The sequence below is a fragment of the Salinibacillus kushneri genome, from assembly GCF_900111405.1.
In the GTDB taxonomy this organism is placed as follows: Bacteria; Bacillota; Bacilli; order Bacillales; family Alkalibacillaceae; genus Salinibacillus; species Salinibacillus kushneri.
Genome location: NZ_FOHJ01000005.1, coordinates 203,160 through 216,661, shown reverse-complemented (window position 1 = coordinate 216,661; position 13,502 = coordinate 203,160). Strand labels below are relative to the sequence as shown.

General features: G+C 37.3%; 11 protein-coding genes and 1 riboswitch. Of the genes, 6 read left to right on the top strand and 5 right to left on the bottom strand.

Annotated elements, in window-relative coordinates; translation table 11 throughout:
* Window positions 1–94 precede the first annotated feature (94 nt).
* The 4 genes from BMX63_RS09400 to BMX63_RS09390 all read left to right on the top strand — a co-directional run bounded on the left by BMX63_RS09400 (window position 95) and on the right by BMX63_RS09390 (window position 3,035).
* A complete protein-coding gene (locus BMX63_RS09400) occupies window positions 95–601 on the top strand; it encodes a hypothetical protein (protein ID WP_245732796.1) in 507 nt (168 codons plus the stop codon).
* Window positions 595–840 (top strand): hypothetical protein, encoded by a 246-nt coding sequence (locus BMX63_RS18485; RefSeq protein WP_245732795.1) that lies wholly within the window; start codon window positions 595–597, stop codon window positions 838–840. Before BMX63_RS09400 ends, BMX63_RS18485 begins: the two co-directional genes overlap by 7 nt.
* Before the next feature lie 48 nt (window positions 841–888).
* Window positions 889–1,305 carry a GNAT family N-acetyltransferase gene (locus tag BMX63_RS09395; RefSeq protein WP_093134612.1) on the top strand — a complete coding sequence of 139 codons (417 nt, stop codon included), beginning with the start codon at window positions 889–891 and terminating at the stop codon, window positions 1,303–1,305.
* Between the two features lie 365 nt (window positions 1,306–1,670).
* Window positions 1,671–3,035, top strand: a complete 1,365-nt coding sequence (locus BMX63_RS09390; RefSeq protein WP_093134609.1) for an alkaline phosphatase — start codon at window positions 1,671–1,673, stop codon at window positions 3,033–3,035.
* A gap of 214 nt (window positions 3,036–3,249) precedes the next feature.
* Here the strand turns inward: BMX63_RS09390 and BMX63_RS09385 are convergent, their stop codons facing one another.
* The gene (locus BMX63_RS09385; protein ID WP_093134606.1) at window positions 3,250–3,735 is read right to left on the bottom strand and encodes a YusW family protein; all 486 of its coding nucleotides are present in this window, start codon (window positions 3,733–3,735) and stop codon (window positions 3,250–3,252) included.
* Window positions 3,736–3,915: 180 nt separating this feature from the next.
* Between BMX63_RS09385 and BMX63_RS09380 the strand changes: the two genes are divergently transcribed.
* Window positions 3,916–5,082, top strand: coding sequence for a PQQ-dependent sugar dehydrogenase (locus BMX63_RS09380; protein ID WP_093134603.1), 1,167 nt, complete (start codon window positions 3,916–3,918; stop codon window positions 5,080–5,082).
* Between the two features lie 44 nt (window positions 5,083–5,126).
* Here BMX63_RS09380 and BMX63_RS09375 read toward each other — a convergent pair whose 3' ends face one another.
* The 4 genes from BMX63_RS09375 to BMX63_RS09360 all read right to left on the bottom strand — a co-directional run bounded on the left by BMX63_RS09375 (window position 5,127) and on the right by BMX63_RS09360 (window position 11,475).
* Complete coding sequence (locus BMX63_RS09375) at window positions 5,127–7,400, bottom strand: outer membrane protein assembly factor BamB family protein (protein WP_093134601.1); 2,274 nt, start codon at window positions 7,398–7,400, stop codon at window positions 5,127–5,129.
* 236 nt (window positions 7,401–7,636) lie between these two features.
* Window positions 7,637–8,086, bottom strand: a complete 450-nt coding sequence (locus BMX63_RS09370; protein ID WP_093134598.1) for a flavodoxin domain-containing protein — start codon at window positions 8,084–8,086, stop codon at window positions 7,637–7,639.
* Window positions 8,087–8,094: 8 nt separating this feature from the next.
* The gene (locus tag BMX63_RS09365; protein ID WP_093134596.1) at window positions 8,095–9,144 is read right to left on the bottom strand and encodes a ribonucleotide-diphosphate reductase subunit beta; all 1,050 of its coding nucleotides are present in this window, start codon (window positions 9,142–9,144) and stop codon (window positions 8,095–8,097) included.
* A 39-nt stretch (window positions 9,145–9,183) separates the two neighbouring features.
* Complete coding sequence (locus tag BMX63_RS09360; protein WP_093134593.1) at window positions 9,184–11,475, bottom strand: ribonucleoside-diphosphate reductase subunit alpha; 2,292 nt, start codon at window positions 11,473–11,475, stop codon at window positions 9,184–9,186.
* A 187-nt stretch (window positions 11,476–11,662) separates the two neighbouring features.
* A riboswitch (cobalamin riboswitch) is annotated at window positions 11,663–11,858 on the bottom strand.
* Between the two features lie 273 nt (window positions 11,859–12,131).
* Between BMX63_RS09360 and BMX63_RS09355 the strand changes: the two genes are divergently transcribed.
* Window positions 12,132–13,472, top strand: coding sequence for a C1 family peptidase (locus tag BMX63_RS09355; RefSeq protein ID WP_093134590.1), 1,341 nt, complete (start codon window positions 12,132–12,134; stop codon window positions 13,470–13,472).
* The last annotated feature ends 30 nt before the right edge of the window (window positions 13,473–13,502 follow it).

The following is a 13,502-nucleotide window of genomic DNA, read 5'->3' as shown; positions in this document are numbered from 1 at the left end:
CAGGTTAAGGAAGGTTCGTCACGATCGATACAGTCATTCTTCATCAAACTCAAGTTAAATCAATAGAGAAAAAGAAGAGGGAGTCTTATTTGCTATGAAACAAATCTTTGCATTCGAAAATATAGAAGACTATGAAAAATATCAAAATATCATTGAAAGATTTAATGAAAAATTAAAGAACTATCAAGTTGAATTAGAAAGAAATTATGCTTTAAGAGATTTACCGAAAGCAATCGTATGGACAACAGAAGAATTAGCGACAACTGTGTTTTCCAATGTTCCCATCCCTGCGTACATAAATAAGAATATTATGTATATCACTCCCGATATATATGATTGGAGGAATTTTTTTAATCAGCCGTTAAAGGGACTTCAGCTACCCAAAATTAAAGCGTTCTATGAAAACCTCTCAGAAAATCATTTGTTTACAATCGTAGCACATGAATTAACACATCACTCAGATTTGTTTGTCGATGAGTTTGATGGTGAAAGAGAGGATAGCATTTGGTTTGAGGAAGGGATGTGTGACTACTTATCAAGGAAATTAACCCTAAGTGACAGGGAATTTCATAAGATACAGAAGTTGAATCGGAATTGGTAAAAGTATTTAAGGAAGAGTATGGGGACCACTCATTAGATGAATTTGGAGCAGCTTCTTATCAGGGTACTTTAACCAGTATAATGTATGATTATTGGCGCAGTTACCTTGCTGTACAATCGTTAGTTGAAGAAAGAGCTAGTCATGACATTATGCAAATTTTTAAGGAATACCACAATTGGCATAATGATGGAAGAAAACAGCCACTTACGGAGTACTTTAGCTTGGACAGTTTGTTCTAAAAATGTGATTGTGGAGAAAAATTTCAACGCAGAAAGAAGGGGATTTATATGGCATTTAAGCTAAGAAACGGAAAAACAGTAATTGTAAAACCATATAATGAGGGAGATTTAGTCTTCATACAAAATTTAAATAAGGAAGAAAAATGGCTTAATCTTGTTAAAAATGGACAGGAAACAAAAAATGCCTGGAAGCATTCGAATGTTACATATGTTGTCTATGATGATGAAAAATTAGTGGCATATATTAGAGGGCTTACGGATCAGTTCGTGACCCTTTTTGTTTGTGAATTACTCGTTCAAAAAGATTATCGGGGTTACGGCCTTGGACAAAAACTACTTCAATATGTTCATGATTTGTATCCCAATACCAGAATTGAAATGCTTGCTTCAAGTACATCTCGAACGTTTTATGAACAATTAGGATACCGACCGTTTTATGGTTATCGAAAGACGTATGGGGAATAAGAAATCGATACAGAAGGGGAAATTATCATGAGTGTGTTTTTATCAATCCTGATGACATCTCTTCTTATTTATTCAAAATGGAATAAGGTCTATGGAGAAATACGGAATCATGTATGTCATTCTAATGAATAAAAGAATGAAGGCCTATGAAGTTTCTCTCATTTTTCACATCACTATTACAGCTCTATTAAAATAAATCATGCCAATTGCCTAATTTATGTATATATTTTTATATTGTATTTATATTCTTTACAATCTTTTGATAGATTCACAACAAATCTACCATTTTAAAAAATAGTCTATTCATCTACTATAAGGGTGGAACGTAACTGTTCCAATAAGAAATGGATCTAAGGAGGATCATGATGAAAAACAGACTATGGATTATGTTAATTGTAGCTGTATTGGCAATTGGAGGCATTTTAACAGCCTACGGTACGGACTCCAGTGCTTTCGGAAATGGAAAAGACAAAAACCGTTATTCCAACAATGGAAAAGTAAAGAATGTGATTGTCCTTATTGGCGATGGTATGGGGCCGTCATTTACGACAGCGTATCGGTATATGAATGATGATCCTTCCACACCAAAAATGGAATCAACAGTATTTGATAACTATTTTGTTGGGAATGCGGTAACAAATCCCGAAGATTCTGAAGAGAATGTAACAGATTCGGCAGCTGCTGCAACCGCTATGTCTGGTGCTATCAAAACATACAACGGAGCGATTGCAGTTGATAACGACAAAAAGTCTGTCCGTACTGTTTTGGAAGCTGCAAAAGAGAAGGGGATGGCTACTGGACTTGTATCCACTTCACAAGTTAACCATGCAACACCGGCAGCATTTGGTACACACAATGAATCCAGAAATAATTATAATGAAATTGCTGATGATTATTTTGATGATAAGCTTAATGGTCAACCTAAAGTAGACGTTCTCCTTGGCGGAGGAACCGACTACTTTAAACGTGATGAAAGGGATTTGACAGAAGAATTTCAAAAAGCTGGCTATAATTATGTAACCAATAAAGAAGATTTGAAGGCAAACGACAGTAAAAATCTTCTTGGTTTGTTTGCACCGGTCGGGCTTCCTAAGGCTATCGATCGTGAGGATTCTACTCCATCCCTCGAGGACATGACAAGTGAAGCGCTAGAACAGCTTAATAAGGAGAAGGATGGTTTCTTCCTGATGGTAGAAGGCAGTCAAATTGACTGGGCGGCACATGCTAATGACGCAGTCGGTTCAATGAGTGAAATGGATGACTTAGCCAAAGCGTTTGAAACAGTCATTGAATTTGCCAAAAAGGACAAGCATACCCAAGTGGTTCTAACGGCTGACCATTCAACTGGAGGATTTTCTATCGGACGCGATGGTGACTACAATATGTATCCTGAAGCGATTAAAGCTGCTGAACGCACACCAGAATTTATGGCAGAAGAAATAATGAATGGTGCGAATGCTGAAGATGTCCTTCATCAATATTCGACTTTATCATTTACTGATGAGGAAATCGCATCAGTTGAAGAAGCTGCAGAGACAGAAGATTTTGATAATGTATACAGTGCCATTTCTGAAGTGTTTAATAAACGTGCAGGCATAGGATTTACAACCGGCGGACACACTGGTGTTGATGTTCCTGTATATGCCTATGGACCAAAGAGTGAAGTCTTTTCAGGTCTTATAGATAACACAGATATCGCGAAAAACGTTTTTAAGTTTATCAATAAATAGAAGAAGCGCTTAATAGAAACAAGAGATATTACATGATGATTTCCTCCCCTTGCCAGGTAGAATGATTACAAGAAGAGTCTTCTGCTACTTGGGGACTTTTTATGTTTATTTATGCAGACTATAGAAGAGATGAATTATTTTAGGAAATGTTACATAGAAAAAAGAAAGCCTGTACTCATTCACAGGCTTTCTATCTTCCATACTTTTGTGGTTTTTAAACTTCATTATTTTTCACTTCAAAAACTTTTTCATTTCCATCAGAAAAAACAACCGTTAACTCCGCCTTAAGGAAATCTTCAGACAGCTCGAAGATTTTAATTGCTCTTTGAATGGCTTCCTCATCTGTCATTTCCTCGGTAACTTCCAGATTTTTAATTAAAGGAAACATCGTATCAAAAGCAGGTGCTCCTCGTTCTTCAAGCTTCTTATTCGTATCATAAAATTCTGCTTCTATTAAACCATCATCATTTTCAATTTCACCTTCAAACTCAGTATCTTCATATAAAACATCAAAGTCAACTGCCGTATACTCTAGTTCATCCATTTGAGATTCCATGTCATTCATGCTCATAACTTCTTGGCTTTCAATATCTTGATTAGATGGGGTAGTGTCATCTCTAGAATTTTCATCTTCACCTCCACAAGCGGTAATGGTTAAGGCTGAAAATACTAGAGTAACTAGTAATATTCCTTTTTTCATCAAACATACCTCCAAAAATTTTTTGTTTTCAATAGTAGCCATTTTGTCCAAATATTTAGGAAATATTCGCGCTTTTCATAAAAAAGACGCACTATTAATTTAAATATTTATAAAAAGCGTTTAAATATTCTAACTTCTGTACATGCTAGGTAAAAATAAAAGAATTCAGAGGTGTTTGAATTGAAAAAATCTATCTATCTTAGTTCCCTGGGATTAGTTCTTATTATAGGAATTGTAGTAGTTGTAACTGTATTGAATCAACATCAGCCTAATGATAATGCAGAAACGGATGGACAATTACAGACAAATGACCCGTATAATCAGGATGCTGTTGAAGTTTCAGAGGATTCCATTGAAGTTGTGGCTTCTGATGATGGTAGTATAGAGGCTAATCATTTATTTATTCCCTGGACGATAAACAAAAATGGTGGAACATTTTTTTTGAGTCAAAGGGAGGGAACAGTTATTGAAATTAATGGTGAATTAGGTCTGGTAGAAGTTCAGGATGTTAAAGTTTCAGAGGATATTCTGCATGAAGGTGAAGCTGGATTTCTTGGCTTTACGCTAGATCCTGAATTTGATACAACAAATAGGGCCTATGCCTATCATTCCTATTCCAAGAATGGAGAAGTAATGAACCGAATCGTTTCTCTAACTCTAAATGAGAATACTTGGGAAGAGGAGGATGTCCTCTTAGAAGATATTCCAGGTGGAGAAATCAATAATGGTGGCAGATTGAAATTTGGGCCTGATGGTATGTTATATGCCACTACTGGTGATACGAATCAAGCCCAATTAGCACAGGATTTAGATAGTTTAGCGGGAAAGATTTTACGAATGGATGTAAATGGGGAAATCCCACAAGATAATCCTTTTGAAAACTCTTATGTTTATTCTTATGGTCATCGTAATGCACAAGGACTAGCCTGGGACAAGGAAGGTAATCTCTATAGTTCAGAGCATGGTGGTGATGGGCATGACGAAATTAATCAGATTGAAGCAGGTCAAAACTATGGTTGGCCGAAAATTATAGGAGATGAAGAAGCTGCAGGTATGAAACCACCGATTGCCCATTCAGGTGAAGACACTTGGGCACCTGCTGGTATGGCGTTTTTTGATGGAAAGCTTTATGTAGCATCCTTAGCCGGTCAACAGCTTTTTACTTATGATATTAAAGATGGTACCATTAATGAATTTTATGATGATGCAGGCAGGTTACGTGATGTTCTAGTTGAAAATGACAGCATCTTTACTATTACAAGTAACAATGATCAGCGTGGTGAACCTACTGCTAAAGACGACAGACTATTACAGTTATCCTTAACAAAAGAAGTATCTGCGGATTAAGTGAAAAGGTAATCGTCCCAATAAAGAGGGCGATTACCTTATTTTTATTCCTTCGTAGCTAATTTTTCCATAATATAATCAGATAAAACGTTGATTTGATCCTCGGATAGCGTACCTTTAAATGGCGGCATACCTCCGCCTCCATTTTTAATTTGTTCAATTAGCTTTTCCCGATTCTTTACAATATCGCTCTTTTTAATGCTTGGTCCATTATGGCCACCTGCACCTTGATCACCGTGACAGGATAAGCAGTTGTTTTCATAAATGGTACGTCCTTGGTCTAATGCTGCGTTTCCTTCGTCCTGCGTTTTATCTGAGTCCTGATCTTCATGTTCTTCGTGTTCTTCCCGTTTTTCAGCTAATGGTGAAGTGTTGATATCTTCCTCTGGAATATCTTCCAGGGAATCGTATTTCCCCTCCAGTGAAAACGTATAAATTTTATCTCCATGTTGTGTACCAGCAAGGGAGTTTCCAGCAGAGAAAATCGAGATATATTGTTTTCCATCTATTTCGTACGTTATCGGTGGAGCATTTGCTCCTGCATCGGTTTTGAACTCCCATAAGTGATCACCAGTGGTTGCATCATATGCAATGATTCGTCCATCATTGTGACCAACAAAAACGAGATTCCCTTTCGTTGTTAATACACCACTATAGGCGATTGAATCCCAATTTTTCTGCCACACAATTTTATTTGTTTTGATATCAATGGCTGTAACGGTACTGCGACTAGGAGATTCTTCTACGGGCTGCCAGACACTTCCTAAATATTCTTTCCCTTCATCAAAGCTGTTTTCTTCATCATCAGCATAATGAGCATAGGAAAAGTAGTTGTCATTTCCGAGTACATACAAATATTCGGTATTTGGATTATAAGCAGATGGTGGCCAGTTCCCTCCACCTTGAGGGGAAGGCTTGACTGTCATAGGCTCATCCCAGAATGGTGTAAATAATCGACCAATTTTACCATCAAATTCTTCTGGTAAATCACGTTTTGCATCTTCTTCTGTTACTTGCTGTGGTACAAAATTATCCCCCTTGGGAAATGGCTGGGTAGGAGATGTGTTTTGTTTTTCACTTTGAGGTACTTCCTTCTCTTCAATTCCAATAAGTGGTTTTCCACTTGTTCGGTCTAAAATGTATACCCACCCTGTTTTTCCTGCCTGAGCAATTCCTTTTCTCATTTCACCATCAACCTCTGCATCAAATAAAACAACGGGATTTGCGGCATCTAAATCCCATATATCATGGTGCACCTCCTGGAAATGCCATTTACGTTCACCTGAGTCTGCATCAAGTGCGACAATCGAATTGGCAAAAAGGTTATCCCCTTTACGATTACTTCCATCTAAGTCAGGTGAAGCATTTCCTGTAGAAAAGTAAATCTGTCCTAATTCTGGATCTATCGCTGGTGTCTGCCATACAGGCGCTCCTCCGGTTAACCAGCTATTGTTATCCTGTTGCCAGGTATCATGTCCTTCTTCACCAGGACCTGGGATGGTATAGGTTCTCCATATTTGTCTGCCTATTTTTGCGTCATAAGCCGCAACATACCCACGTATTCCATATTCGCCACCTGCAATTCCTGTATAGACTTTTCCGTCATAGTAAAGAGGGGCACTTGTAATATTATAGCCTTTTTCCCACTCGTCTACTTCTGTTTCCCATTCGACCTTACCTGTTTTTTGATCTAAGGCGACTAATCTGGCATCCAAAAGACCAACAAACACTTTTCCATCTCCTAAAGCAAGTCCACGACTGGTCCATCCACAGCATACGGTATCTAACCCGTCCGCAAGCTCTGGCTGAAACTCCCAAATGATTTCACCTGTTTTAGCATTTATCGCTTGCACATCATTTGCACCCGTTATATTAAACATAACCCCGTCATAAACAATCGGGGTTGATTCACCTGAGTATTTAAACTTATATCCTGAGCCCATGCTTGTGACCCATTCAGCTTTCAGGTTAGAAACATTTGAGGTATTGATTTGGTCTAACTGGGAAAAGCGACCATTTGAAATATTCCCTCCATTGGTAATCCAGTTTTTAGAGGGAGATGACGTTAATTCATCGGCAGAGAATTCCGGAGATACGTCACCTGGATATTTCATATGTTGAAAGGATTGATGTTTAGCTTCAAATTGAGTTTTTCCATCTGCATTCTTACCATTATCTCCCTGCTTTTCCTGAGTTGTCTGATTTTCAGGCTGTTCTGCCACATCGTTTGGATTAGTAATTTGACTAATAATAACAAGGGAAACAACTACAACAACTAATACAGAAACACCAGTGATAATCCAATGATTTCTATTCATTCGTACCCAAGCCCTCCTTTCCATATATACATCATCAGGTGCTTTTCATTTATAAGTTGCCCAATTATGAAAGAATTACCCAAAATGGATAAAAGATGAGGAATGAAGGGATGTAACTTCCGAAATTTGCAGAAAAAGGAGGGTTAGGCAAGATCTCGTTCTGATAAGAATCATTATCTAATGAAAACCAGCACTACATAGACTTTTAAACAGACTTTTAAACGAATTAGTTTGTCCTAATATAAATTCTTTTCTTTTACTTTGTTCATGACGAGATGATAAAACTTTCTGCATTTTTGAATATCCTGTTCCTGTGGCATAAGTTCCACTTTTAAAGTAACAGCTAATTTGGTGTGAAAATACAACATATCCTTGAAACAATCGACAGCTCCGCAAAAATGAGGATAAAAACGGTCGCCTGTTCCGAATACTCCTGTTACGATATGTTGAACCTCCTGTTCTTCAAAAGCTTCGTATATCTCTTCCATTTCGATAGGTAAGTCACCGTTTCCCCATGAATAGGTCCCAATGAGTACGACATCATAATCGGTTATATCAGGCAGAGAAAAGTTACTCACTCGAAAAATGTCTATTTCATGAGTATCTCTTGCAAATTCTGTTGCAATATGGTGCATAAGCTGTTCTGTGTTACCTGTTATGGATGTATAGATAATCAAAATTTTCATACTTCCACCTATAGCTCATCAAAACCATTTGAATCTGACACTTTTGTATAGGTTCTTGATTTTTGCTCAAAGAAGTCAGATTTGGTTTCATTAATCATTTCATCACTGAAGACGTGAATCCAGGGCATCGGGTTTTCTTCCACACTATAATGATTGCTTAGCCCTAATTGCCTCAACCGTTTATCTGCCAAATATTCTACATACGATTCAAATTCTGTTAAATCAATTCCCTTAATATCTTTTAGAATATAGCCTGCCCACTCTTTTTCAAATTGGACTCCTTGCTCCATGATGTGATAGATGTATGCGATATTCTTTTCAGTATTCAATTCAGGATTTTCTGCTAGCAAAATACGCACAAACTGGGAAATAAAATAAGCATGCTGCATTTCATCTCTTTGGATGTAGCTAATCATCGTACTCGTTTTTAACATTTTTTGTTGTCTTGCTAAATGATAGAAGAAGGCAAAACCGGCGTAAAAATATATTCCTTCTAAAACAACTGAGTGAATGGATAATTCAAGCAAGTGTTGCGGTGTTGGGTTCTCTCTGAATGTTTCATAAGCATCTAAAATCATCTGGTTTCTTTTTTGAACAACAGGATCATCTTTTGCCTGATTAAACCTTTCATTCTGTTCCCTTAAAGGGACAAGTGAGCTGAGGATATAGGAATAAGATTCATTATGCACAGCTTCCTGCTGAGAAATAACGGCGAAGATAGCTTTAAAGCTAGAATCCGTTACATAATCCAGTACTTGACTCATAGTAGGAGTTTGCAGGCTGTCTAATGAGGCTAACTGTGTATTAATTCGTAAAAAAACATCCTTCTCAATGTCACTTAAGAGATCCCATTGTTTAATATCATCCTGCATGTTGATTTCTTGCGCCTTCCAAAAATTAGACAGTAAGGTTTGATATAGCTCATACATTTGTGGATAAGCGATGTCATTCCAATTCAATAACCCGGAAGATTGGCCATTAATAATTCCAGTTGATTTATTAGGAAACTCAGGGTTCAGTAATTTTATTTTCGTTAATGGCAATTTGCTTTTACTCATTTAAAATCCTCCATTTCGTTGTTTGTCTTCATTTCTTACTTAACTATGACAAGCCTCACATTCAGCAATCTCAGCCTGCGACGTACTTCGAACATAATACGTTGTTTTCAGCCCCTGCTTCCAGGCTTCCATATGTAACCGTAGTAAATCCTTTGCTTTAATATCATGTCTTACGTAAAGGTTAAAGCTAATGGACTGGTCAACATGACGCTGACGTGCAGCATTTTGTTTAATACTCCATAATTGATCTAATTCATGCCTTGATTTTCGGTAATAGTTATAGGTGACATGGTCTAAATCAGGAGCGGTTACTTTAAATTTGAAGTTCTTTTTTTCTTCTGCATACTCAACTGCATATAAAGGATCAATACCATCAGTCGAAGCTCCGATTTTTGCTGTTGATGAATTAGGTGCTACAGCCATAAGCCAGCCGTTACGAATACCGTATTGTTGGACATCTTTTTTTAATTCCTGCCAACGATCTGATGTGTAGCCTTTTCGCTCAAAATATTTTCCTGTTTCCCATTCAGATCCATTGAATTCCTGGTAAGCTTTTTTCTCATATGATAATTCCATTGAAGATTGAATGGTGAAAAAGGCGATATCTTCATATAATTGATCGGCTAATTCTACTGCCTCATCTGACTCCCAATGAATTCCTTTAAGGGCTAATAAATGGTGCCAGCCAAATGTACCGAGACCTACTGCACGATATTTTTGATTAGTTACCCCCGCTTGTCTCACAGGAATGGTGTTGATATCAATCACATTATCCAGCATTCTTACTTGAATACGAATAAGTCGCTCTAATACATCTGCTTTTACAGCACGGGGTAAGTTAATTGATGATAAATTACATACTACAAAATCCCCTGGTTTTCGAACCATTACAATATTTCCATCCTCATCCTTATATTCATTCGTAATGGTTGTAGGGGACATATTTTGTGTAATTTCAGTACACAAATTACTGCAATAAACACTTGTCAGTCCTTCTCCTTTTAAATGTTTATTAGGGTTTTGCCGGTTTACTTCATCTCGATAGAATATGTAAGGAGTTCCGGTTTCTAATTGGGCTACCATAATACGAGCCATAATATCCATGGCACGATATGTTTTTCTTGGTAATAGGGGATGATTGACAGCTTCTTCATATTTTTCGGTAAAATATTTTTGATTTTCCTCATCATAGAAATCTTCCAGACCTAAACCATTTCCATATTTGTCTTTCCAGCCCATGAATTGTTTGACCTGGTGAGGACAAAAGGTATGCCACTCTCCAATACTTTTTCCATTCTCATCAACTTCTTCTAATTTTTGCATAAATAAATCAGGAATCGAAACACCTGTGAATATATCATGAGCCTTTCGTCGCTCATCCCCATTATTTGTTTTTAAGTCTAAAAAGCCATTCATGATATCTTTATGAAATATATCCAAATACACTGCAACTGCACCTTGTCTTTGACCCAATTGGTCCACACTGACAGCTGTATCATTAATAAGACGAATCCATGGGATAACTCCTGAGGAATTTCCTTTAAATTTTTTTATATCCGATCCTAATGCTCGTACTTTACCATAATAAATTCCAAGACCACCACCATCCTTGCTTAACCGAGCGATATCCCAGTTGTTTAAATAGATTCCATCCAGTGAATCATCGACTGTATCGATAAAGCATGAGGAAAGCTGTCCATAACTTTTCCCCGCATTAGCAAGTGTTGGGGTTGCGACGGTCATGTATAGATGACTTAATGCCCAATAAGCTTCCTTCACGAGCTTAACTCGATGCTTTGGATCCTCATTTTGCATAAGTGTCATAGCGATCATCATAAATCGCTCCTGAGGAAGTTCATAAATGTTTTGCTCATGGTCTTTGGCAAGGTAACGGTCTGCCAGTAAAAATAAACCGATGTAATTGAATAAATGGTCACGACTTGGCTCGATTTCTTTCTCCAGTTCTTCCACTTCAGCTTTTGCATAAGTAGACAGGAGAGATGGGGTGTAGATTCCTTTATAGGTTAAAGTAGACATCAGCTTAAACAAATTCCCGTATTTACGTGATGGACTGTACCCCCGATTAACAGCAGCCTGTTCATAGAGTTCTTGCAGATATAAACGTGCAGCTAAGAATGTCCAATTGGGCTGATCCATTGAGATGTGGTTCAGTGCATAAAACATAGCCTCCTGTTTTAGATTGGAATGACCTGAGCTTGCTTGTAACACTTGATTTTTTAACTTTGTTACATCGATGTCATAGGCTTCTGCAATTGACTCGATTTCTGTTAAGACGATTTCTACTTCTTCTGTATAGGTGGATGTAGACATCCTGACGCCTCCTTTAATAGAATAGAAAATTTAAAAAAACCTACTAGTAGAGCTTTTGTAATATAAAAAAGCTGCTCAAGGATATGAGCAGCTTAATAAACGATATACCACGATAAAAATAGGACAAAAGATTCTGTCCAAATCTTTTTTATGGCCATCGTTCCATCTTCCCAATCCCCGAGAAATTTGAAACATCAAAGTTAAGACAGGTCTCCTGACTTTGGCATAATCTACTATGGACCCTTCCCATTTAGAAAATGACGTAACTCACTCTCTTAAACAGTGGTTTGTCCAGTTCGTACCAATCACAGTTGCGGGGGCAGTTCTGGAATTTCACCAGATTCCCTTTTAAGCCTATTGGCATCTTAACTACCGGCAAAACAATATATAGTTGTAAATATAATTGCATCATCAATATGTAGATGTAATTGAATCTGACTTCTATTAAATCATGCTTGGTTTATATTTTCAATAGCTGATTTCTTTTAGACGAAAAATGAGAATGACCAATGGGGATTATACGGCTGTTTTAAATCCTAAAAAAATTTTTTATTTACGCTCAAGGAATGATAGATTCCATTATATAATTTTTGCTTTTTTAGATAAAAGAGGCATATAATAAACGAAAAGGTAGAAAAGGGGGAGGAGAAGAAGAAATGACAAAGAAGATTAGCGCCGACATGGTATCAGCCTTTTCAAAGCAAATTAATAAAGATGCACAAAAGCAGGTTATTAAAGACACAATGATTAAAAACGGCATCCAGGCATCAACAACAAACCAAGCATCTGTCATTTCTATGAATCATGTATTTTCTGAGGAAATCGAAACAGGAAAAGTAACGAACCAAAAACAGAGTGGACGATGTTGGATGTTTGCAGCATTGAATACTTTTACACACAAATTAAATGAGAGTTTTAATCTTCAGGATTTTGAGCTGTCTCAAAACTATGTAAACTTCTGGGATAAATTTGAGAAAGCCAATTACTTTTTAGAGAATATTCTTGAAAGCATTGAAGAACCTTTGGATGGACGATTGGTCTCATGGCTTTTGGATACGCCGCAGCAGGATGGCGGACAGTGGGATATGCTTGTATCTCTTATTGAGAAATATGGAGTGGTTCCAAAACAAGTGATGCCGGAAACGTTTCATAGTGGAAACTCCAGGCAATTAAATACATTGTTGAATGCAAAGTTGCGTGAGGATGCTATGAAGCTGCGAACCAGCTATCAACAAAGACAATCTGAAGAAGAACTACAGCAGATTAAAAAAGAGATGTTGTCAGAAATTTATACCATACTCGCTTATACGCTTGGTGAACCTCCTCAAACGTTTGATTTTGAGTACCGGGATGAAAATAAGGAATTTCATAGGGAGGCAGGGATAACCCCGCAGGAATTTTACTGGAAATACGTTGGTCTTGACTTACGTTATTATGTAAGTGTCATTAATGCACCTACTCAAGATAAGCCTTATGGTAAAACATATACGGTCCAATTTCTTGGTAATGTAGCAGGTGGAAAACCAATTAAATATTTGAATGTAGATATGGCAATCTTGAAAGACTTAGCGATTCAGCAAATTAAGGATAACGAAACGGTTTGGTTTGGGTGTGATGTAGCACAATATATGAATCGTGATGAAGGTATTTTGGATCCCGAACTATATGATTTTGACAAAGCCTTTGGTTTTTCTTTTAACATGTCAAAAGCAGAACGGTTAGATTATAAAGAAGGTATGCTGACTCACGCTATGGTTTTAACCGGCGTAAACCTTGCAGATGGAAAACCGAATCGCTGGAAGATAGAAAACAGCTGGGGTACGAAAGCAGGAAATGATGGCTATTTCGTAGCAAGTGATGAGTGGATGAATCAGTATACCTATCAAGTTGTTATTCATAAAAAGTACCTTTCAGAGGAGCTTAAAAAAGCATGGGAAAAAGAACCTGTTATGCTCAAACCATGGGATCCAATGGGCTCACTGGCTTTGATGAAATAATACTGTATAAAAAATGGGCAGTACCTGGTA